This is a genomic window from Streptomyces sp. NPDC101132, from assembly GCF_044759225.1.
In the GTDB taxonomy this organism is placed as follows: Bacteria; Actinomycetota; Actinomycetes; order Streptomycetales; family Streptomycetaceae; genus Streptomyces.
On the sequence record NZ_JBIVYX010000015.1, the window covers coordinates 162,170 to 182,888 of the forward strand.

A 20,719-nucleotide genomic window follows, 5' to 3' on the forward strand; every position below is an offset into this window, starting at 1 on the left:
AAGGGAAGGTCAGCCGACCGACATCCGGAACCGCCGCCGGTACGCCGCCGGCGTCGTCCCCACCTGCCGCCGGAACGCCCGGTGCAGCGTCTCCGCCGACCCCAGCCCGGCCGCCTCCGCGACCTGACCCAGCGACAGGTCCCCGGTCTCCAGCAGCCGCCGCGCCGCCTCCACCCGCGCCGACTCGACGTACGCACCGGCACTCACCCCGGTCTCCCGCGCGAAGACCCGGGCGAAGTGCCGCTCGCTCAGGCACATCCGCGCCGCCAGCGCCCCGGCCGACAGGTCGCCGTCCAGGTGGTCGGCGATGAACAGCAGCAGCTCGTCGATGTCCCGCCGCCCCGCCGGCGGCCGGCTGAGCGGTACGGAGAACTGGCTCTGGCCGCCCTGCCGCTTCAGGTACATCACCAGCTGCCGCGCCACCGCCAGCGCGGTGTCCTCGCCCAGGTCCTCCGCGACCAGCGCCAGCGCCAGGTCCAGGCACGCGCTGATGCCCGCCCCGGTCCAGAGCCGCCCGCGGTCCGCCCGTACGAAGATCGGATCGGCGTCGACGGTCACGTCCGGGTGGTCGGCGGCCAGTTGGGCCGCGGTCGACCAGTGCGTGGTCGCCGTCTTCCCGTCCAGCAGCCCGGCCGCCGCCAGCACGTGCGCACCGACGCACACCGACGCCACCCGCCGAGCCCGCGCCGCGGTCTCCGCGACCCACGCCACGACACCGGGGTCGATCCGCGCGACCGGACCGTCCGGCCCCATGTCCACGGCCCCCGGCACCAGCAGCGTGTCCACCGGCCCGCGGACCTCTCCGAAGGCGAGGTCGGCGACCAGCCGGACCCCGGCCGAGGTCCGGACCGCCTCCCCGTCGGGCGACGCGAGGAGCACCTCGTACCCGGCACGGCCCCCGGTCTCCCGCCCGGCCAGCGAGAAGACCTCGGCCGGGCCGGTGACGTCGAGCAGGTCGACGTCGGGGAAGACCGCGATGACGACGCGGTGGGGTGTGGTGGACATGCGTCGATCCTCACCGCCCCCGGCGGCGGCCGCAATGACGATTCCCTGTCACATCCGGACACGGGCGGCCGGACCCCCTAGGCTGCCGCCACAGCACACCCGCCCGTCCCGCACCAGGAACCCGGGGAACCCATGAACGCGAAGACCCTGGCCGCAGCCGCGGCCCTGGCAGCAGCCGCCCTGATCGCCGCGACGCACACCGCGGCGGCCCGGGAAACCCCCGAACCGCCCGCCCCGGACGGATCGGCGTCCTCCCACGCCCTCACCCCCCAGGGTGACCCCGAGAGCTACTGGACCCCCGAACGCATGCTCGCCGCAGCCCCGGCCCCCATGCCCACCGAGCCCTAGGAAGGAGCCGGGGCGCGAGGCGTGTCCGGCGCCGTACTCAGGCGCCGACCAGCGGCCCGCTCCCGCCACGCCGCCGCCGCACGCTCACGGCCACCGCGGCACCGAGCACCACCAGCAGCAGCGGCAGCGCGAGGTACACGGCGAGCGCCCCGGTCAGCTCCGCCAGGACGAGGAACGGCAGCCCCGCGGCCGGCACCGCCGGCGCCGTGCGCAGCCGTACGAAGGCCTGACGCCCCGCCAGCAGCAGCCCGCCGGCCACCGGTACGAGGAACCGCAGCCAGCTCACCGCGTACGGCACCGCCACCGCCACCGCCACCACCGCCCCGAACCACCGCCCGGCCGAACCCAGCCCGAGCCGCATGCGCAGGGCGTGCCCGATCACGTCGCCGGTCTCGCGCATCCGCCCCAGCGGACCCGCATCCCGCGTGGCCTCCCGGTACACCTCGGCGACCTCGTCGCCGAACTCCCGCCGGAAGGCGGCGGGGTAGAGCCGAACCGCCCAGCTCACGCGCCCACCGCCCCACCAGCTACACCCAGACCGGCGGCACCGAGCCCGAGGCGGAGCGTGGCCTCCTGCGCGGTCCGCGCAGCCGACTCATCGCTCCATGAGGGGACTTCACCGCCGCGCGGTGCGCAGCAGCGCCATCGCCCCCACCGCCGGCACGGCCACGGAGCACGCCGCGATCACCATCAGCTCCACCGGCCCGACCCGGACCGCGGCCAGCAGCAGCGCGCCCACCAGCAGCATCACCGGCACGGCGACGGAGGTGGCCGTGCCGAGCACCTTCTCGCGCCGCTCCCACTGCGCGGAACTCCACAGCAGCACCAGGCCGGCCAGCAGGGCCACCCCGCCCACCGCGAGGTTGGCCAGCACCAGCAGGCCGGCGCACGCGAGCAGCCCCACCGTGACCCGGGTCCGCCACCGCGGCTCCGGAGGCGCGGCCGGGCCGGTCGCCGCCGCGGCGGGGTGCACGACGGCCGGCTCCTCGGCGAGCGCGGACGCGGCCACGGTCCGCGGGTCGCCCAGCTGTTCCAGCACCTCCCGGATCTGCTCCTCGCCCTCCGCGCCGCTGTCCTGGACGTGCTCGCGCAGGTCGGAGAGCAGTTCGGCCCGCCGCTCGGCGGGCAGTTCGGCCGTCTCGCGCGAGACGGCGTCGAGGTAGGCGGTCACCAGCGGGTGCTCGGCAATGGCGTTCATGCGGTCTCCCCTTGCGGATCGGAGTCGGTGAGGAAGTGGTCGACGGCGTCCCGGAAGAGCGGCCACGCCTGCGCGAACTCGGCGAGGGCCGCCCGGCCGACGGGCGTCAGGGTGTAGTACCGCCGCGGCGGCCCGCTCGGGGACTCGCGCAGCTCGGTGTCGACGTACCCCTCCCGCCGCAGCCGCGACAGCAGGGGGTAGATCGTGCCCTGGCTGGTCGTCATCACGCTGACCGCGGACAGCTCGGCCAGCAGCTCGACCCCGTACCTGGGCCCGTCCCGCAGCAGCGCGAGCACGCAGTGCTCCAGCACGCCCTTGCGCAACTGGCTGGGGACCCGCCCTCCCGCCTCGTTCTTTGCGTTACCAGGAACCATGCAATGCAAGATACCTGGCGCGAAAACACACCGACAACCCGCCACCCCCGCCCACCCACTCACGGGTACTCAGACGGATGCACGCCGAACCTGAGTACCAGCACCCTGACCTGGACTTCCCCGCTCCAGAACACTGATCCCCATGAGCACTCGACTCCACAGCCTCCCCCGCGACCTGATGGCCACCCCCCTCCTCGCCGGCCTCGCCGTCGGCGCCTGGGCGGCCTGGCTCGGCTGGGACCAGGTCCTCGACGTCGCCCCGGACGGCTCGGTCAGCGGCCCCTACCAGGCCTGGCAGGTGATCGGCCTGGTCCTGACCCTCACGGCGGTCGTCTGGGCCTCCGCCCGCCGCCAGCTGGTCGTGGCATCGATCATCGGCACCACCGCCGGCCTCACCGTCGCCTCGTTCTACGACTGGTCGGACGACGGCAGCGGCCTCTTCGTCATCGGCGTCGGCATGACCACGATGGCCACCTTCGCCGCCACCGCCGGCCTCACCGTCATCACGGCCTCCCGCGCCCGCCGGGCCACCGCCTGAGCGGGCCACCCGCTCAGGCCACCCGCTCACGGCACCCGGGCCCGTACCATCACCACGGCCCGGTCCCCTGCGGAGAGCAGCCGGGCGGCAGGGTCGGCGAACCCGGCCGCCGCCGCGAGCCGGCACCCGTCCTCCGCGGTCTCCGGCATCACCAGATCCCCCGCCACCAGTCCGGCGAACACCCCACCCGGCCGGAACCGCGACGCGACCGGCAGGGTGAACCCCACCCGCCCGCCGGGCCGCACCGCCCGCACCCAGTCGTCGAGCGCCGCCGCCCCCAGGAAGTGCAGCGAGGACGCGCACAGCACCACGTCCAGCGCACCGTCCGCGACCGGCAGGGGCACCGCCGGTCCCACCCGCCAGTCGACCGCCCCGCCGGCCCCTGCCCGATCGGCCCGCGCCCGGCCCGCCGCCACCATCCCGGCCGACAGGTCCACCGCGAGCACCGGCACCGCACCCCCGCCCGCCGCGACCACGGCCAGCGCCACCGCACCTGTCCCGCACGCCACATCGGCCACGGCCTCACCCGCGCCCGGAGTCAGCCACCGGACCAGCGCCCGCGCGATCCCGTCGTGGTGCGCGTCGTCGTACCCCTCGGCCAGCCCGTCGAACGCCGCCGCCATCCGCTGCCCCGCTGTCGTCATGACCGAGCAGCCTAATCAGCCTCTCCTGCCGGAATTCCCCTCGCCGACCGATGAGTTCGCACGCCGCCCGGGGTCCACCCCTCGGAACACCGACGCGCAGGCCGGCCGAGGAGGCACCCCCGTGACCACCCCCACCCGCACCACCACCCCCCGCACCGCATCCACCCCCACCCCCGTCCCCACCGGCACGCGGCTCCTCCTCACCGGCGGCCTTGCAGCCGGTCCGCTCTTCCTCGCCGCGGGCATCGCCCAGGGCGTCGCCCGCGACGGCTTCGACTTCACCCGCAACGCGATCAGCCAGCTCGCCCTCGGCACCCACGGCTGGATCCAGACGGCGAACTTCCTGCTCGCCGCCGCCCTCCTCACGGCAGCCGCGACCGGCCTCCACCGCCTGCTCCGCAACACGCCCGGCGGCACCTGGGCCCCGCGCCTGATCGGCGTCTTCGGCGCCTCGTTCCTCGCGGCCGCGGTCTTTCCGGCCGACGCGGGCGCCGGCTTCCCGGCCGGCAGCCCCGATTCCACCCGGCTCAGCACCCACGGCGCCGTCCACATGGCCGGCGGCATGATCGGCTACCTCGCCCTGTGCGCCGCCCTCCTGGTCCTGGCCCGCTCCTTCGCGGCCCGCGGCCACCGCGGCTGGGCCCTGGCCTCCCGCCTGGTCCCGCTCGCCGTCCTCGCGGGCTTCGCCGGCTCCTCCGCCGCGGTCCTGTCCTTCACCGCCGCGGCCGCCCTGGGCCTGACCTACCTGACCGCCGTCACGGCCCGCCTCCTCACCGACAGGGCCTAAGGCCGACCCTCCCGCGGCGCCGCCCGGTGGTCGCGCCACGCCGCGAGGGCCTCTTCCCGACGGCCGGCCGGGTGGGCGGCGTGCCAGTCGCGCAGGTACCGGTTGAACTCGAACTGGGCGCCGATCTCCTGCGGCTGGGCCGCCTCGGCGCGCGTCGCGTGCCAGTGGGCGACCGCCTCGCCCAGGGTCCGTCCCGCGTTCTCGGCGACGTAGGCCCGCATGTGCGCGTCGAAGTGGAACCCCGGCCCGATCTCCCGCAGGAAGAACTCCCGCAGCACCTGACTGCACCGCTGCCCGTCCGGAATCACCGTGCCGGCGTCCACCGGGGCCGCCAACTGCCGCCCGCCCGGCCGCCGGACCACCCGCACCTCCGCGGGCACCGGCTCCCCGTCGAGTGCGGCGCGCAGCCGGCCGGTGAGCGCTGCCTTCCCGCCCCCGCGCGGTACGCCGAGCTCCCGGGCCAGCCCGGTCAGCTCGGCCAGGGTCCAGTACCACCGCCCCAGCTCGTCCCCGGTCAGCGCGGAGCTGAGTGCCGGGCGTCCTCCGCCACCGTCTCCCTGATTCGAACGCACATTCCATCCTAGCAACTGCCGACGTGGCGTTAACTCCATTTCCATTGCAACGCTCATCTCGATGAGTTGCATTAACCTACATGCTCAACGCAACGATTTACCCACTCTGACCTGCAGTAACAAGCATCCATCGCAACAAGTGCGTTGCCGAATCAGTGAACACAACGTAGCTTTTGCGTTGTCGGAAACGAGCAGGCCAAAGGGGCCGGCGCCCGACACGATCAAGGAGCAGATCATGCAGACGTTCGCCACCACCGCCCCCCTCTCCGCCCTCCTGAACGTCCCCGCCGGCCGCATCCGCTTCGTGGCCACGGACGAGTCGGACCAGGCGACCACGACGGACGACACGCACACGACGGTGGAGGTCCTGCCGGCGGACGCCTCGAAGGGCCGCGACGTGAAGGCCGCCGAAGCGGTCCAGGTCACCTACGCCGACGGCGTCCTCCGCATCGAGGCCCCCGAGGACAGCGCCCGCACGCTCGGCAACCCCGGCTCCGTCGAGGTCACCGTCCACCTCCCGGCCGGCTCCCACCTCCGGGCGAAGACCGCGTCGGCCGAGTTCCGCGCCATCGGCCGCCTGGGCGAGGTCGAGTACGACAGCGCCCACGGCTCGGTCAAGGTCGACGAGACCGCGGGCGGCCGCATCACCCTCCAGGCCGGCGACATCGCGGTCGGCCGCCTCGGCGGCCCGGCGGAGATCCGTACCCAGAAGGGCAACCTCATGGTCGCCGAAGCCGTCCGCGGCACGGTCCGCCTGAGCACCGACGCCGGTGACGTGACCGTCGGCGCCGCCCGCGGCGTCTCGGCCACCCTCGACGCCGGCACCTCCTACGGCCGGATCCACAACAGCCTCGCCAACACCGAGGGCTCCGCCGCCGCCCTCACCATCCACGCCACCACCTCGTACGGCGACATCACCGCCCGCGCCAACTGAAGGAGCCGCAACCCCGAATCCCCCGGACGCGCCCCCACCCATCCCCCCCCGGACCCCCCCGCCCCCGACCACCCCGAGGACGCACCCCCAGCATGAGCACCCCCCAGAACCACCGAGCGGCGGAGCGGCTCCTGAGCCGCCCCGCCCGCCCCGGCGAGCTGGTCGTCGGCGACAGGGTCACCCCGCAGTGGACCGACCAGGGCGCCCGCTTCTGGTACGCGGTGGACGACGGCGCCGGCAAGCGCTTCGTACGGGTCGACCCGGCGGCCGGAACCCGCGAGCCCGCCTTCGACCACGCCCGCCTCGCCGCCGCCCTGACCGCCGCCTCCGGCCACCCGGCCGACCCCGAGGCCCTCCCCTTCACCACCCTCCGGCCGACCCCCGACGCCGTCGAGTTCGACGCCTTCGGCGCGTTCTGGCGCTGCCGGCTCGACGGACCGGACGGCTACGTCTGCGAGCGCACCGAGTTCACGCCGCCCGCCCACCCCCTCGAAGTCCTGTCGCCCGACGGCAGGGTCGCCGTCTCCCTGCGCGGCCACGACCTGTGGGCCCGCTCCCTCGCCGACGGCCGCGAGTGGCCCCTGACGACCGACGGCGAACCCGACCACGCCTACGGAACCGGACCGGCCGCCACCGCCAACGCCACCCTGCTGCGCAAGCTCGGCCTGCCCCACCTGATGCCCGCGGTCGCCTGGTCGCCCGACTCCACGAAGGTGCTCACGCACCGGACCGACGAGCGCCTGGTCCGCCTGACCCACCTCGTCGAGGCCCACCCCGCCGACGGCGGCGCGCCCCGCACCCACACCCAGCGCTACGCCCACCCCGGCGACGCCCACCTGCCCCTCGCCGAACTCGTCGTCCTGGACGTCACCGACGGCACCGCCGTCCCCTCCAGGGCCGAACCACTGCTCGCCCCGCAGCTGTCACCCGTCATGACCCAGTGGGCCTGGTGGGCCGACGACGGCTCGGCGGTCTACTACCTCGACCGCCCCCGCGACCTCCGCACCCTCACCCTGCACCGGATGGACCCGGCCACCGGCGAGGTCACCACGGTCCTCGCCGAGACCGGCCCGACCCGGGTCGAACCCAACCAGTGGGCCTACGAGCCGCCGATCGTACGGACCCTGGCCGACGAGGTGCTCTGGTACTCGCAGCGCGACGGCTGGGGCCACCTCTACCGCTACGACCTGCACACCGGCGAGCTGCTCAACCCGATCACCTCCGGACCGTGGGCGGTCCGCGGCATCCTGCGCGTGGACGAGACCGAACGCGCCGTCTACTTCACCGCCTCCGGCCTCGTCGCCGAGGACCCGTACCGGCGCACCGTCTGCCGCGCCGCCCTGGACGGCACCGGCTTCACCCGGCTCACCGACGACGCCCTCGACCACACGGTCACCCTCCCCGCCGACGGCCGCCACGGCTACTTCATCGACTCGGCCTCCACGGTCGACACGCCCCCCGTCACGACGGTCCGCGACTGGACCGGCCGGGTCCTGGTGCACCTGGAACGCGCCGACACCACCCGCCTCACCGCGACCGGCTGGACCCCGCCGGAGCGCTTCCGCGTCAAGGCGGCCGACGGCGTCACCGACCTCTACGGCGTCCTCCACCGGCCGCACGGCTTCGACCCCGCCCAGCGCTACCCGGTGGTGGACAACGTCTATCCCGGCCCGCAGGTCAACCGCGTCTCCCCGGCCTTCGACCCCGGCGCCATGGGCCTCGACGCCGAACCCCTGGCCGCCCTCGGCTTCGTCGTGATCGCCCTCGACGGCCGCGGAACCCCCGGCCGGGACAAGGCATTCCACGACGCGTCCCACGGCCGGCTCGCCGACGCCGGCAACCTGGACGACCACGTCGCGGCCCTCCACCAGCTGGCCGCGACCCGCCCCTGGATGGACCTCGGCCGCGTCGGCGTCCTCGGCCACTCCGGCGGCGGATTCGCCGCGGCCCGCGCCATGTTCGACTTCCCCGACGTGTACCACGCCGGCGTCGCCCTCTCCGGCTCCCACGACGCCCCCCACTTCAACGCGGGCTTCGTCGAGAGCTACGACGGCGCGGACGACCCCGACGCCTGGTCCCGCACCTCCAGCCTGGACCGCGCCCACCTCCTCACCGGCCGGCTCCTCCTCGTCCACGGCGAGATGGACGACCAGGTCCACCCGCACCACACGCTCCGCCTCGCCGACCGGCTCGTCGCCGCCGACAAGGACTTCGACCTCCTCCTCGTCCCCGGCGCCGAGCACACCCTCTTCGACCACCTCGCCTACGTCCGCAAGCGCTGCTGGGACTTCCTGGTCAGCGCCCTCATGGGCACCACGCCGCCCACCCACCGCCCGGCCCGCATCCCCCTCGGGCCCGATCCTGTTCGCCTAGACCCGAAAGGAAGCAGATGAACCACACCCTCTCCCCGGACGGCACGAAGATCGCCTACGAGCGCACCGGACACGGCCCCGCCCTGATCCTCGTCGGCGGCGCGTTCCAGCGCCGCGGCGACTTCGGCGCCCTGCCCGACCTGCTGTCCGGGAACTTCGAGGTCCTCACGTACGACCGCCGCGGCCGGGGCGACAGCGGCGACACCGCCCCGTACGACGTCCAGCGCGAGATCGAGGACCTCGACGCCCTGATCCGCCTCGCCGGCGGAAGCGCCTTCGTCCACGGCATGTCCTCGGGCGCCGTCCTCAGCCTGGAGGCCGCCGCCCGGGGCAGCGCGATCTCCCGCCTCTCGGTGTACGAACCGCCGTTCGTCGTCGACGACACCCGCACCCCCGTCCCCGGGGACTACGCCGAGCACCTCACCGCCCTCGTCGCGGCCGGCGCCCGCTCCGAGGCCGTCGCCTACTTCCTCACCCGCGGGGTCGGGCTCCCCGCCGAGGTGGTCGAGGGCATGCGCCAGACCCCCTTCTGGCCCGGCATGGAGGCGCTCGCCCACACCCTCCCGTACGACGCCCAGGTCATGGCCGGCACCATGTCCGGCCGGCCCCTGCCGCCCGGCCGCTGGGACTCCCTGGCCCCGCACCTCCTCGTCCTCGACGGCGGAGCGAGCGACGCCTGGATCCGCAACGCGGCAGCCGCCCTCCCCGGCCGCCACCAGACCCTCCCCGGCCAGGACCACGACGTCGACCCGCACGCCCTGGCCCCCGCCCTGACCGCCTTCTTCACGGACTGACCCCTCAGGGCCGGACGGGCGGCAGGGGCCGGTACGGCAGACCGGGCAGCCGGATGCGGATCGCGTCCCCGGGACTGAGGAAGCCGGTCGACTCGACCACCGCCAGCACCCCGGCCCGCCGCACGACCCGCCCCTCCATCCCACGGGGGAACACCCCCGCGCGCACGCCGTCGACGCCACGTACCCCCTCGAGGCGGACGACGGCGTGCGCCCCGAGCTGCAGCCGGGTGCCCAACGGAAGCCGCGCGAGGTCGATGCCGCGCGTGGTGACGTTCTCACCGAGCTCCCCCGGCTCCAGCTCGTGCCCGGCCTCGGCGAACTCGTCCAGCACCTCCGCCGGCAGCAGGTGGACCTGCCCGGCACCCCGCCGCCGGCGCCGCGCCGCACCCCGCACCCCGAGGTCGCCCTCGACCCCGACACCGGCCATCAACCGGACCCGCGCCCGCAGCTCCCGACCGTCCCGGTCCCCGGCATCACGCCGGAGCACCCGGCCCACGACCCCGTCGTACACAGCCACTCCTCACCACCGAACCGCACCCCGCGGCTCAACGGCCGACGACCCCCCACCGGTGCCACCCACCCCCCGAACACCCCCGAACGGCTGAAGCCCGCCGCCCCGCCGTCATCCACGCGGCCGCGCAGCGGATGCCGGGCCGCGCCCACCACGTCAGGCTGCGGTCAACGGCACACCGCACAGACGAGGACCGAGCCATGTCCCACCACCGGCGTTTCGGGGTCATCACCGGAGCGGCAGTCCTGCTGCTCACCGCCACCGCGTGCTCCGCCGACAGGACCACCGTGGGCACCCTCAGCTTCCGCGCCCACGACTCGCCGGTCGAACTGACCTACAGCAACACGCCGGTCCAGGGCTGCCACAAGATCGCCCTCCCGCGCGGGGCCGCGCACGTGGAGAACAACACGCTCGTCGACATCGTCCTGTACCGCACCCCGGGCTGCCAGAAGTCGGACGAGGCCCCCGGCACCTACCTCGCCACCACCATGTCCGACGTCACCGCCCCGGACACCCTCCCCTGGCGCAGCTTCACCGTCGTCCACTGACCCCCCCCGCCCGGACCACCCGCGTCGGCCGCGAGCCTCCCGCTGCTAGCTTCCCTCGCATGGGGAAACACCAGGAGGACACGAGAGTGTCCTACGACGACGTCGTGGAGCTGTACGCGTCGCTGTTCGCGGACCGGCTGGAAACCCGGCCGTTCACCCGAGCCATGATCGGCACGTTCGCCGAGCTGGTCCGCGCGACGGGCAACCTCCGCACCGCCGACGTCGGGTGCGGCCCCGGCCACCTCACGGCCGTGCTGCACGGCCTGGGACTGGACGCCTTCGGGCTCGACCTCTCCCCGGCCATGGTCGCGCACGCCCGCCGGGCCCACCCGGACCTGCGGTTCGACGAGGCCCGCATGGAGGCCCTCCCGGTCGAGGACCGGACCCTCGGCGGCGTACTGGCCCACTACTCGATGATCCACACCCCGCCGGAGGAACTGCCCGCGCTGCTCGCCGAGCAGGTACGCGCCCTGGCACCCGGAGGCCTGCTCCTGGCCTCCTTCTTCGCCACCGACGGCCCCGACCCGGTCCGCTTCGACCACAAGGTGACCCCCGCCCACGCCTGGCCGGCCACCCGCTTCTCCGCCCTGCTGACCGCCGCCGGCCTCACCCCCGTGGCCCAACTCCTCCACGACCCGGCCTCGGAACGCGGCTACCTGGACGCCCACCTCCTGGCCCGCCGCCCCTGAAGCCACGCCGCCGTCGCCGGCCCCCAGGGGTGCCGGACAGGGGCCCCGCCCCCGCCGCCTGCGCGCGCGGCCGCGCCGGCTAGGCGCCGGGCAGGAAATCCGCGACCAGGGCCGCGAACTCCTCGGGACCGAGGATGCGGATCCCCAGGTCCTCGGCCTTGGTCCGCTTCGAGCCGGCCTTCTCGCCCGCCACCAGCAGGGCGGTCCGCTTGGACACCGACGACGACGCCTTCCCGCCGGCCCGCTCGATCAGCTCGTTCATCTCGTTGCGGGACAGCTCCGCGAGGGGACCGGTCATGGAGCCGGTCACCACGACGGCCTGTCCGGCCAGCGGCCCGCCCACGGCCTCCTCCCCCTCGCCCGCCTCGGCCGAGGGCTTCTGCGGCTCGGTCACCTGCGTGCCGACCCGCTGCGCCTGGAGCTTGTCGAGCAGCGGGGCGAGTTCGACGAGTTCGGCCGCGATGACGCGGGCCTTCTCGGTGCCGATGCCGTCGACCCCGGCCAGCGTCTCGGCGTCGGCGGCCCGGATCGCGGCCATCGAGCCGAAGTGCGCGGCGATCCGGCGGGACATCGTGCGCCCGGTGCCCCGGACGCCGAGGGCGCAGAACACGCGGCTCAACGCCGCCCCGCGGGCGGTCTCGATCGCGGCCAGGAGGTTGGTGGCGCTGGTCTCGCCCATCCGCTCCAGACCGAGGAGCTGCTCGCGGGTGAGGGTGAACAGGTCGGCGATGTCCCCGACCAGCCCGGCCTCCACCAGCTGGACCGCGCGCGTGCCGCCGAGACCTTCGATGTCGAGCTGGTCCCGTCCGGCCGCGTAGATCACCGAGGCCACCGCCTGGCAGCTCCGGCCGCGCACGCACCGCCACCGCTGCTCGGTGGTGTCGATCGTGTCCCCGCAGCGGGGGCACGCCTCCGGGAAGACGACCGGGCTCTCGGCGCCGGTGCGCTGGTCGACCAGGGGCGCCTCGACCCGGGGGATCACGTCGCCGGCCCGGTACACGAACACCTGGTCGCCGATCATGAGCCCGCGACGGGTGATGTCGGCCGGGTTGTGCAGCGTGGCGTAGGTGACCGTCACGCCGTCGATGACCACGGGCTCCAGGACGGCGCGCGGGGCGATGATCCCGGTCCGGCCGACGTTCCACTCCACCGCCAGCAGGCGCGTCACCTTGTGCTCGGCCGCCAGCTTCCGGGCCACCGCCCACCGCGGGGCGCGCGAGCCGTTGCCGGCCTGCCGCTGGTCCTCGGCCGTGTCGGCCTTCACGACGACGCCGTCGATCCCGAACGGCAGGTCCCCGCGCAGCCCGGCGATCACGTCGATACGTTCCTGCACCTGCTCCAGCGTCTCGTACCGCACGGGGGCCGCGGCCGTGCTGGCGGCCGTGTTCGCCCCGAGCGCGGCCAGGTTCTCCAGCAGGGCGAGGTGCCCGAGGTCGTCCAGGCCGATCGCGCCGTAGGCGAAGAACGTCAACTCGATGCGGTACGGGCGGTCCTTGGCCCGCAGCGTGCCGGCCGCCCCGCTGCGCGGGTGGGCGAAGGGCGTGGCCTCGTGGGCCAGCCGGATCCGGTTGGCCTCCTCGAACTGCGCGGTCGTCAGCAGCACCTCGCCGCGCAGCTCGACGTCGATCGGCCGGGTGAGTACCGGCGGCAGACCGAGCACGGCGTCGGCGGCGTGCGTGATGTCCTCACCGGCCAGGCCGTCGCCGCGGGTGAGCACCTGCACGAGCCGGCCACTCCGGTACCGGGCGGCCACCGCGAGCCCGTCGAGCTTCGGCTCCACGCACCACCCGGCCACCGGGCGACCGAGACGCCGCTCCAGCCCCGCGGCCCACTCGGCCAGCTCGTCGGCGTCGAAGACGTTGTCGAGGGAGAGCATCGGCACCGAATGCGGCACGTCGCCCTGCACGGCCCCGCCCGCCACCTTCCCCGTCGGCGACTCGGCGAGCACCTCCTCCGGGTGCGCCTCCTCGTACGCCGCGATGGCGCGCAGCAGCCCGTCGTACTCGTCGTCGCCGAGCGGCGTGGTCCCGTCGCCGTAGTACGCGGCCGACGCCGCCACGGCGGTGGTCACGGCCTCCACGTAGGCGGCAGGGGAGAGCAGGGCACTGTTTTCGGTCATGAAGGTCATCATCCCGCCCACCACTGACAACGCCCCGCACCCGAGCACCGCGTGGTCAGCGCTCACGGCGGATCGTGAAGCGCCCGGTGTCCCGGCCCGGCGGCGGGGGCCGCCGGGCCGGGACACCGGGCAGTGAGATCAGCGGGCCGTCAGGTCGCGCCGCAGTTCCACCAGCGCGCGCAGCGCGGCGCTGTACATGTGGACGCTCTTCTCGTTGTGGCCGTTGACCGCCGTCCGCACCTCGCGGAAGGTCTTGGCGATCGTCTCGTCCAGCTCGGCGAGGTCGATCTCGGTGCTGTTCTTCATTCTGTGTCTCCTGATTCGGTGCGGGGATGGACGGGTCAGCCGATCGGCCAGTGGGTGACGCTCTGCCAGGGCGCGCAGTCCCTGGTGTTCTCCGTGCCCTGGCAGACCGTCAGCCGGGCGGTCGTGGTGGGCGACCGGAGGAGGAAGCGGATGTCGACGGGCACGGTGCCGTCGCCGCACACCTCGGCCTGCTTGCGCGGCGGCGCGGGGACGAAGTCGAACTGCATGGCGAGCCAGACCGAGGAGCAGCCGTCGCCGGTGCGGGTGAGGGTGCCGTTCATCCGCACCTCCGGCACTCCGCCGCCGCTCCGGCCGATGGACCGCTCGCCCTCGGCCCTGGCCGTACCGTGGCCGACCGACCAGGGCACGCCTCCCGCCGCGCTCGCCGGGGAGGCGGCCGCGGTGGTGACGAGCGCCGTGGCGGCGGCCGCGGCCACCGCCCAGCTACGGGTGCGCATCAGGGGTGTTCCTTCCGGGTGGGGGACAGGTCGGGGGCGTCCAGGCCGAAGTGGTGCCGCAGCACGTCACGGGCGGCGAGGTGGCCGCACATGCCGTGGACGGAGGGACCGGGCGGGGTGGACGCCGAGATCAGGTACGTGCCGCGGAGCGGCGTGGCGTAGGGGTTCCAGCGGGCCGCCGGCCGGGCCAGCGACTGGCGCAGGGTCATGGCCCCGGACGCGATGTCCCCGCCCACGTAGTTCGGGTTGTACGTCTCGTAGGCCGCGGCTGGCATGCCCCGCGAGGCGATCACGGTGTCGGTGAAGCCGGGGGCGTGGGCCTCGATGCGGCGGCGGATGAGGTCGGCGGGGTCACGGGTGTCGCCGTGGGGGACGTGGGCGTAGGCCCAGACGGGCCGCTTCCCGCCCACGGCCCGGGAGGGGTCGGTCACGGCCGGGTCGACGACCAGGGTGAACGGGTCGTCGACCCGGTGCCCGGCAGCGGTGGCGTTCTCCTGCCGGACGATGTCGGCGTGGCTGCCGCCCAGATGGACCGTGCCGGCCCGCCCGACGAGGGGATCGGACCAGGGGATGGGGCCGCTGACCAGGAAATCCGCCTTGGCGGCCCCGGGCCCGTAGCGGAACCGGCGCAGGGCACGGGCGTAGGAGGCGGGCAGCCGGTCCCCGGCCAGGGAGAGGAGTCCCTTGGGGCTGACGTCGAGGAGGACGAGGGGGTGGTCGGACAGCTCGGCCAGGTCGCGGACGCGATGCCCGGTGTGGAACACGCCGCCGTGCGCGCTGATGTCCGCCGCGAGGGCGTCGGCGATCCGGCCGCTGCCTCCCTCGGGGAGCGGCCAGCCGCTGCTGTGGGCGGCGTGACCCAGCAGCATGGCCACCGCTGCCGAGGCGAGGGAGGGCAGCCGTCCCACGGCGTGGGCTGCGACCCCGGTCAGCAGCGCGCGGGCCTCCTCGGTGGCGAACGGGGTGCGCAGCGAGGTGGCATGGGCGAGGACGCGGGGCGCGAGCAGCCACAGCGCGGCCGGATCGCGGGGCAGCGAGCGCTGGTCGGAGAGGACCAGGTCCACGACGGCGCGGGAGTGACGGACCAGCGGCCCCATCAGGCGGGCCCAGCGGGGTCCGTCCACGCCCAGGTGCTCGGCGGTACGCGCGATGCTCCGCCAGGCCGCCGCGGTCCGGCCGTCCGGCAGGGGGTGCGCGTACGGGATGTCCGGCTGCAGCAGCGGCACTCCGCGGGCGGGCAGGTCGAAGCGGCGGAAGAAGGAGGACGCGGCGGCCATGGGGTGGACGGCCGCGCAGATGTCGTGGACGACCTCGCTGTCGAAGAGCGGCTTGGTGCGCAGGCCGCCGCCGATGCTGTCGGCCTGCTCGAAGAGCGTGACGGCCAGGCCGGCCCGGGCCAGGGTGACGGCGGCGGCCAGCCCGTTGGGCCCGGTGCCCACGATCGCGGCGTCGCTCACGAGGGGGCTCCGGCGGGCGCGAGCTGCTGGTCGGCGAGCCTGCGGTACGTCTCGTCGGTGTCCATCAGGTGCGCGTGCGTACCGCTGGCGCGGAGCCGGCCCGCCTCCACGACCAGGATGCGGTCGGCGCTCGCGGCGGTGGACATGCGGTGGGCGATGGTCAGGACCTGGCAGCGGGTGCCGATCGTGGTGATGGCCTCGCGCAGGGCGGTCTCCGCGTCGGAGTCCAGGTTGGCGGTCGCTTCGTCGAGCAGCAGGACGTCCGGGCGGGCGAGCAGGGCGCGGGCGATGGCCAGGCGCTGCCGCTGGCCGCCGGACAGACCGGTTCCTCCTTCGCCCAGCTCGGTGTCGAGCCCGTTCGGCAGGGCGTCGACGACGGCGGTCAGGTGGGCCGCTTCGAGTGCTTCGGCGACGGCTTCGGGGGAGGCGTCGGGGCACGCGTAGACGAGGTTCTCGCGCACGGTGCCGCGCATCAGCGGGGCTTCCTGCTCGACCAGGCCTATGCGGCCGCGCAGTTCGCCGAGGGGGAGGGTGGCGGTGTCGGTTCCGGAGAACCGGATGGTGCCCCGGTCGGGGGTGTGGAAGCGCTCGATGAGCTGGAAGAGGGTGGTCTTGCCGGACCCGGAGGGGCCGACGATCGCCGTCACCCCGGTGGCGGGCAGGGAGAAGGAGGTCCCGTCGACGGCCGGGGTGCCGGTGCCGGGGTAGGCGAAGGTGACGTTCTCGAACTCGACGGCGGGGGCGCCCGGGACCGGCCGGAAGGCCGCCCCCGGTGCGTCGACGGTCTCCTGCTCGATGAGGGCGAGCTCCTTGACCCGGTCGATGGCCGCCCGGCCCTGCTGGAACTCGCCTACCGCCATGAACAGCATGACCAGCGGGGACACCAGGTAGAAGAGGTACATGACGAACGCGGTCAGGTCCTCCAGCGGCAGGGCGCCGGTGGCCGTCCGGGCCATGCCCCAGGCGATCACCACGGCGAGGGACACCTGGGTGCCGACGTTCATGGCCGGCATCAGCATGGCCGACAGGCGGGTGACGCGGATGCCGCTCAGGCGGGCGGCGTCCGCGAGCTCCGCGAGGTGTTCGGCCTCGCGCAGCTCGGCACGGGAGGCCTTCACGGTGGTCAGGGCGCCGAGTACGCGCAGCAGGGCGGAGCCGTAGGCGCTCGTGTCCTCCCGGTTCGCGACGGCGGCGGTGCGTACCGCGCGGGCCAGGCCCAGGGCGCAGGCGGACGCGATGCCGAGGCAGCCGACGGTGACCAGCAGCATCTTCCAGTCGATCCAGGCCATGACGGCGATGCAGCCGAGGGTGGAGAGCCCCGCGGTGATCATCTGCGCGACGGAGGAGGACAGGGCGACGCGGGCGAGCGAGGTGTCGGCGATCGTCCGGGTGAAGACGTCGCCGTGCTCCAGCTTCTGGTACGCCCTGACCTGGGAGTGCAGCAGCCGCCCGGTGAGGGTGGTGCGCATGTCCAGGACGATGTTCTCCCCGGCCCGGCCGATCAGGTGGAAGTGCAGGGCGGCCAGCAGCGCGTCGGCCGCGAACAGGCCGGCGATGAGGGCGATGGGCTGCGCGATGGCCCGTTCGAGGGCAACGGCCTCGATCAGGTCGCCGATGAGGAGCGGCTGGAGCAGGGTCGCGGCGGTGCCCGCGAGTCCGAGCAGGGTGCCCAGGCCCAGCAGCACGCGGTGCCGGCGGACGATCTCGTTCATGTTCACTGCTTTGCCTCGCCCAGGAAGATCGTTGCGGTCGTGGCGATGGCCGCGGCGAACAGGACGCTGGTGATCCAGGTTCCCGAGGTGATCCGGCCGTCCTCGCGGAACATCAACAGCATGCTCGGCAGGGCGAACGTGAACGCGATGGCGAACCAGGTGATGCGGCTTGCCGACACCACGGCTGCCCCCTTTCTTGCTTGCTCTCGGGCTATCGGCTGCGGGCGGTGTACCAGTCGTAGGGCCCGCCGTCGGCCGGGTGCATCTGCTCGGCCCGGAAGCCGGCGCCGGCCAGGCAGGCCTCGACCTCGGTGCGCTCGACGAGCAGGACCCGCTCGCCGAACTCGACGGTCTCGGTGCCCGGCACCTCGACCCGGGTGGTCATGGTGAGGAGGTCCCGGTCGTCCAGGGTGATGGTGAAGGTGGTGGTGCCCCCGTGGTGCGGCATCGGCACGGTCACCGTGCCCAGCTGCGCCAGCGGCCGGTAGGTGGCCGTGGAGTAGTACTCGAACAGCAGTGGGCTGCCCGGGACGAGTGCCTCCCGTATGCGGGCGAAGGAGGCCGTGAGCTCCTCGCGGCTGTTCACGCACGCCAGGGAGCCCATCGTCGAATAGGCGGCGTCGAAGTGGCCGGTCACCGGCAGGGGAAGCCGGAAGTCGCCCTCCAGGAGGGTGACGTTGCCGGGCAGGCCCTTCGCGCGGAACACGTCGAGCATGGCCCGGGAGTTGTCGAGACCGACCAGTTCGGCCGCGTACTCGGCGGCGGGCAGGGCGATGCGCCCGGTGCCCACCCCGACCTCCAGCACCCGGGCGCCGGAGATGTGGGGCCTGAGCCGTTCCACGGCCTCCGCCGTGGGCATCGCCGGCGCGATCAGGGAGTCGTAGACGGAGGCCACCTCGGCCCCGTACTGCACGTCCGGGGTCACGGGTTCACCTCTTCGTAGTCGAAGACCATGTCGTACTTCGGGTCCTCGCTGTGGTCGTAGCCCGAGTAGCGGACCAGCATCACCTGGAACAGCGGGTGGTCCGGCTCCGGCGTGATGCGCCGGCGTACGAACTCGTTGACGAGGCCGTAGGCGGCCTGCCTGGCCTCCTGGTGCAGGGGCGTCATGGCCCCGGCGTTGTTCATCAGGGTGGAGGCCACGTCGAAGATGGCCTTCTCGACGCGGCGGCCGGGGAACCAGAAGGCGTGCGCCATCCGGCGCGGGGTGATCGCGTACACCTCGCGCCACTCGGTGTGGCGGGTGCGGTCCGCGCTGGCGAGCCGGTAGAGGAAGTGCTGGTCCTCGACCGCGGGGACGGGAGCGAAGAACCGCCAGTTCGGGATGAGGATCCCGGTGCCCGTGCGGTCGACGTTGCGGATCCTGTCGTAGCCGCGGTCCGGGTGCTGTCCCAGCACCGACGCCACGAACCAGCCGGCGAGCAACGCCGGCACCGCGCGTTCCAGCACCATCTCGGTCTTGCTCGTGCTCATGCCGCCTCCTCCAGCGCCGCCGTGGCCGCCGTGCGGCCGCCCGCCCCGGCGATCGCTTCCTCGATCGCCCGGGCGGTGAGGGGCGCGTACGCGGTGCCGCCCGTGATGGACAGGTGGTTGGAGCCCTCGACGGTGGTGAGGCGGCCCCCGGTGCCCGAGTCCAGGTAGTCCTGGTAGAGCTCCTCGTGCTCGGGGGTGTCCCGCATCGTGGAGTGGGCCGCCACCACCGAGACGGGGACGTCCAGCGCGTCGAGGGGGCGGCCGCCGTCGAGCATGAAGGCGTACGAGTAGTCCCACTCGCGGCGTGCGGCACGCCACGTGGAGGCCGCGGAGCCCTCCAGACGCAGCGTCCGGTAGTGGGGGCTGCCCTCGGCGAAGGAGTACAGCCCCTTCTTGTCGATGAGCAGCCCCGCCCCGAGCAGCGCGGACCACGGGCCGAGCTTCATCGTCAGGTTCACGCCCCGCGAGCCTTCGCGCTGCTTGCGCGAGTGGAGCAGTTCGCGGGGGTGCGTGGGGTCGATCAGTACGACGCCGTGCACCCGTCCCGCGAGCGCGTCCGCCCCCGCCGCACGGTGGACGAGGTAGCCGCCCAGGGAGTGCCCCGTCAGGACGCAGGGAGCGTCGTCGGCGACGCCGTCGGCGACGACCTCCGCCAGGTCGTTGACGGACTCGTTCAGCGAGTAGTCCTCCGGGCAGCGCCGCAGCGAACCGCGGTATCCCGCCCGGTCGTAGAGGACCACCGAGACCGAGGGGTCCAGGTGGTCGGCGACGAGCAGCCAGGACGCCGAGGTGTTCATCAGCCCGGCGTCGCAGACCAGGGTCGGGCCGCCGGTCGCCCCGGCCCGCACGTGGTAGGTGAGGATGTTGCCGCTGGAGCAGCGCAGCCGCCGCTGTTCGAATCCGGCGTGGGCCCGCTGGGAGTGCAGCGTGGCCAGGCCCTGGTGCGCGAGGCCGGTGGCCAGGCCGGCGCCGAGGGCCGCCGCGGTCAGCCGGGGGAAGCTCCAGGTGCTCATGCCGTCTCCCCGGAACCGGTGCCCTTGGCCAGTGCCCGTACGGACGGATACGTGGCGGCGAACGCCCAGGCGAAGCGGGACAGGCCCATGAAGCGGGCGTTGGCCACGTGGAAGGCCCCCATGACGAGCAGTCCCGCCTCGATGTACTTCCCGCGCTTCAGGAGCAGCAGCGGGAAGCCGCACTCCAGGGCGAGCACCGCGTGGCACAGCGCCCGGGAGGCCGCCGGGTACTTCTCCAGCTGCCGGTAGAGCCACTCGTCGCCGTAGGTCTGCGTACGCATGATCTTCACGAGGGCGTCCCCGGAGCGCCAGGCGTCACCGGGCAGCTTGGCCCAGCCCGAAGCCCCGTACGACAGCACCGTCTGCGCGCCGATGAACTGCACGGCGGCCCGGCGGGTGCCCTCCGTGCCGCCCGCCCGGCCGAGGGCCGCAGCGGCCTGGACCAGGAAGGACACCTGGTCGGAGCCGTCGGTCCCGAACAAGTGCCGGGGGTAGATCAGGATCTGGCTCGTCGCCAGGTACGCGTCGGCGGCCATGCGCAGGGTGTTGTTGCGCACCGGGGAGATCAGCAGGAGCGCGGCGACGGCGCGCGAACCGTGGAGGGCCTGCGTGACCGGTTCACGGGCGATGAAGTCCCTCACCGCCTGTACGGCCTTGGTCTTGGCCGGAACCTGGGCCCTGGTGCGGGACCAGTCGTTGAGGCCGCCCGGCTCCCGGTCGGTGCGGCGGACCATGTACTCGAGGCTGGACAGCAAGTGCGTGGCAGCGGACAGCCGCTCGGCCGTGGCCAGCGGCCGCGCGCACGCTGCTTCGGCGGCTCTGCGGAGACGTTGCAACATGTTCCGTTCCTGATGGGCCGGAGGGTGT

The 20,719-nt window shown here is 74.1% G+C and carries 25 protein-coding genes; 8 read left to right on the top strand and 17 right to left on the bottom strand.

Going from position 1 to position 20,719, the window contains the following annotated elements; all coding sequences use genetic code 11:
- Nucleotides 1-9 precede the first annotated feature (9 nt).
- Nucleotides 10-1,005, bottom strand: a complete 996-nt coding sequence (locus ACIQUR_RS29440) for a GlxA family transcriptional regulator (RefSeq protein WP_403670566.1) — start codon at nt 1,003-1,005, stop codon at nt 10-12.
- A gap of 132 nt (nt 1,006-1,137) precedes the next feature.
- Between ACIQUR_RS29440 and ACIQUR_RS29445 the strand changes: the two genes are divergently transcribed.
- Nucleotides 1,138-1,353, top strand: a complete 216-nt coding sequence (locus ACIQUR_RS29445) for a hypothetical protein (protein WP_403670569.1) — start codon at nt 1,138-1,140, stop codon at nt 1,351-1,353.
- A 37-nt stretch (nt 1,354-1,390) separates the two neighbouring features.
- Here the strand turns inward: ACIQUR_RS29445 and ACIQUR_RS29450 are convergent, their stop codons facing one another.
- From ACIQUR_RS29450 to ACIQUR_RS29460, 3 genes are all read right to left on the bottom strand, one after another.
- Complete coding sequence (locus ACIQUR_RS29450; RefSeq protein WP_403670572.1) at nt 1,391-1,861, bottom strand: hypothetical protein; 471 nt, start codon at nt 1,859-1,861, stop codon at nt 1,391-1,393.
- Nucleotides 1,862-1,969: 108 nt separating this feature from the next.
- Nucleotides 1,970-2,551: an HAAS signaling domain-containing protein gene (locus tag ACIQUR_RS29455; RefSeq protein ID WP_403670575.1), complete on the bottom strand. Its 582-nt coding sequence runs from the start codon at nt 2,549-2,551 to the stop codon at nt 1,970-1,972.
- Nucleotides 2,548-2,925: a PadR family transcriptional regulator gene (locus ACIQUR_RS29460; RefSeq protein ID WP_403670578.1), complete on the bottom strand. Its 378-nt coding sequence runs from the start codon at nt 2,923-2,925 to the stop codon at nt 2,548-2,550. Before ACIQUR_RS29460 ends, ACIQUR_RS29455 begins: the two co-directional genes overlap by 4 nt.
- 142 nt (nt 2,926-3,067) lie before the next feature.
- Between ACIQUR_RS29460 and ACIQUR_RS29465 the strand changes: the two genes are divergently transcribed.
- Nucleotides 3,068-3,463 carry a hypothetical protein gene (locus ACIQUR_RS29465; protein WP_403670581.1) on the top strand — a complete coding sequence of 132 codons (396 nt, stop codon included), beginning with the start codon at nt 3,068-3,070 and terminating at the stop codon, nt 3,461-3,463.
- Nucleotides 3,464-3,489: 26 nt separating this feature from the next.
- Here ACIQUR_RS29465 and ACIQUR_RS29470 read toward each other — a convergent pair whose 3' ends face one another.
- Nucleotides 3,490-4,107 (bottom strand): class I SAM-dependent methyltransferase, encoded by a 618-nt coding sequence (locus ACIQUR_RS29470; RefSeq protein ID WP_403670584.1) that lies wholly within the window; start codon nt 4,105-4,107, stop codon nt 3,490-3,492.
- Nucleotides 4,108-4,228: 121 nt separating this feature from the next.
- On the opposite strand from ACIQUR_RS29470, the gene ACIQUR_RS29475 reads away from it, so the two are divergent.
- Nucleotides 4,229-4,894 carry a DUF998 domain-containing protein gene (locus ACIQUR_RS29475; RefSeq protein WP_403670587.1) on the top strand — a complete coding sequence of 222 codons (666 nt, stop codon included), beginning with the start codon at nt 4,229-4,231 and terminating at the stop codon, nt 4,892-4,894.
- Here the strand turns inward: ACIQUR_RS29475 and ACIQUR_RS29480 are convergent.
- Entirely contained in the window at nt 4,891-5,466 is a 576-nt protein-coding gene (locus ACIQUR_RS29480; protein ID WP_403670590.1) for a DUF6434 domain-containing protein, read from the bottom strand. The genes ACIQUR_RS29475 and ACIQUR_RS29480 overlap by 4 nt on opposite strands.
- 235 nt (nt 5,467-5,701) lie before the next feature.
- On the opposite strand from ACIQUR_RS29480, the gene ACIQUR_RS29485 reads away from it, so the two are divergent.
- The 3 genes from ACIQUR_RS29485 to ACIQUR_RS29495 all read left to right on the top strand — a co-directional run bounded on the left by ACIQUR_RS29485 (nt 5,702) and on the right by ACIQUR_RS29495 (nt 9,566).
- The gene (locus ACIQUR_RS29485; protein ID WP_403670592.1) at nt 5,702-6,400 is read left to right on the top strand and encodes a DUF4097 family beta strand repeat-containing protein; all 699 of its coding nucleotides are present in this window, start codon (nt 5,702-5,704) and stop codon (nt 6,398-6,400) included.
- A gap of 92 nt (nt 6,401-6,492) precedes the next feature.
- The gene (locus ACIQUR_RS29490; RefSeq protein WP_403670595.1) at nt 6,493-8,793 is read left to right on the top strand and encodes a DPP IV N-terminal domain-containing protein; all 2,301 of its coding nucleotides are present in this window, start codon (nt 6,493-6,495) and stop codon (nt 8,791-8,793) included.
- Complete coding sequence (locus tag ACIQUR_RS29495) at nt 8,790-9,566, top strand: alpha/beta fold hydrolase (protein WP_403670598.1); 777 nt, start codon at nt 8,790-8,792, stop codon at nt 9,564-9,566. Before ACIQUR_RS29490 ends, ACIQUR_RS29495 begins: the two co-directional genes overlap by 4 nt.
- 4 nt (nt 9,567-9,570) lie before the next feature.
- On the opposite strand, the gene ACIQUR_RS29500 is transcribed toward ACIQUR_RS29495, so the two are convergent.
- On the bottom strand, nt 9,571-10,077 hold the full coding sequence (locus tag ACIQUR_RS29500) for an MOSC domain-containing protein (RefSeq protein WP_403670601.1): 507 nt from the start codon (nt 10,075-10,077) through the stop codon (nt 9,571-9,573).
- Nucleotides 10,078-10,277: 200 nt separating this feature from the next.
- Between ACIQUR_RS29500 and ACIQUR_RS29505 the strand changes: the two genes are divergently transcribed.
- Both ACIQUR_RS29505 and ACIQUR_RS29510 read left to right on the top strand, forming a co-directional pair.
- Nucleotides 10,278-10,625, top strand: a complete 348-nt coding sequence (locus ACIQUR_RS29505; protein ID WP_399957565.1) for a hypothetical protein — start codon at nt 10,278-10,280, stop codon at nt 10,623-10,625.
- A 59-nt stretch (nt 10,626-10,684) separates the two neighbouring features.
- The gene (locus ACIQUR_RS29510; RefSeq protein ID WP_403670604.1) at nt 10,685-11,314 is read left to right on the top strand and encodes a class I SAM-dependent methyltransferase; all 630 of its coding nucleotides are present in this window, start codon (nt 10,685-10,687) and stop codon (nt 11,312-11,314) included.
- Between the two features lie 79 nt (nt 11,315-11,393).
- On the opposite strand, the gene ligA is transcribed toward ACIQUR_RS29510, so the two are convergent.
- From ligA to ACIQUR_RS29560, 10 genes are all read right to left on the bottom strand, one after another.
- The gene (ligA, locus tag ACIQUR_RS29515) at nt 11,394-13,433 is read right to left on the bottom strand and encodes an NAD-dependent DNA ligase LigA (RefSeq protein ID WP_403670607.1); all 2,040 of its coding nucleotides are present in this window, start codon (nt 13,431-13,433) and stop codon (nt 11,394-11,396) included.
- 138 nt (nt 13,434-13,571) lie between these two features.
- Nucleotides 13,572-13,739: a hypothetical protein gene (locus tag ACIQUR_RS29520; RefSeq protein ID WP_403670610.1), complete on the bottom strand. Its 168-nt coding sequence runs from the start codon at nt 13,737-13,739 to the stop codon at nt 13,572-13,574.
- A gap of 35 nt (nt 13,740-13,774) precedes the next feature.
- Complete coding sequence (locus ACIQUR_RS29525) at nt 13,775-14,197, bottom strand: hypothetical protein (protein WP_403670613.1); 423 nt, start codon at nt 14,195-14,197, stop codon at nt 13,775-13,777.
- Nucleotides 14,197-15,654 (bottom strand): phytoene desaturase family protein, encoded by a 1,458-nt coding sequence (locus ACIQUR_RS29530; RefSeq protein ID WP_403670616.1) that lies wholly within the window; start codon nt 15,652-15,654, stop codon nt 14,197-14,199. Before ACIQUR_RS29530 ends, ACIQUR_RS29525 begins: the two co-directional genes overlap by 1 nt.
- Entirely contained in the window at nt 15,651-17,366 is a 1,716-nt protein-coding gene (locus ACIQUR_RS29535; protein ID WP_403670619.1) for an ABC transporter ATP-binding protein, read from the bottom strand. The genes ACIQUR_RS29530 and ACIQUR_RS29535 overlap by 4 nt, the downstream gene beginning before the upstream one ends.
- A 2-nt stretch (nt 17,367-17,368) precedes the next feature.
- Complete coding sequence (locus ACIQUR_RS29540) at nt 17,369-17,548, bottom strand: hypothetical protein (protein ID WP_403670621.1); 180 nt, start codon at nt 17,546-17,548, stop codon at nt 17,369-17,371.
- 29 nt (nt 17,549-17,577) lie between these two features.
- Nucleotides 17,578-18,291, bottom strand: a complete 714-nt coding sequence (locus ACIQUR_RS29545; protein WP_403670624.1) for a class I SAM-dependent methyltransferase — start codon at nt 18,289-18,291, stop codon at nt 17,578-17,580.
- Nucleotides 18,288-18,839 (bottom strand): hypothetical protein, encoded by a 552-nt coding sequence (locus ACIQUR_RS29550; RefSeq protein WP_403670627.1) that lies wholly within the window; start codon nt 18,837-18,839, stop codon nt 18,288-18,290. The genes ACIQUR_RS29545 and ACIQUR_RS29550 overlap by 4 nt, the downstream gene beginning before the upstream one ends.
- Nucleotides 18,836-19,852, bottom strand: coding sequence for an alpha/beta fold hydrolase (locus tag ACIQUR_RS29555; RefSeq protein WP_403670630.1), 1,017 nt, complete (start codon nt 19,850-19,852; stop codon nt 18,836-18,838). The genes ACIQUR_RS29550 and ACIQUR_RS29555 overlap by 4 nt, the downstream gene beginning before the upstream one ends.
- Nucleotides 19,849-20,691 (bottom strand): hypothetical protein, encoded by an 843-nt coding sequence (locus tag ACIQUR_RS29560; RefSeq protein WP_403670633.1) that lies wholly within the window; start codon nt 20,689-20,691, stop codon nt 19,849-19,851. The genes ACIQUR_RS29555 and ACIQUR_RS29560 overlap by 4 nt, the downstream gene beginning before the upstream one ends.
- Nucleotides 20,692-20,719: the final 28 nt, after the last annotated feature.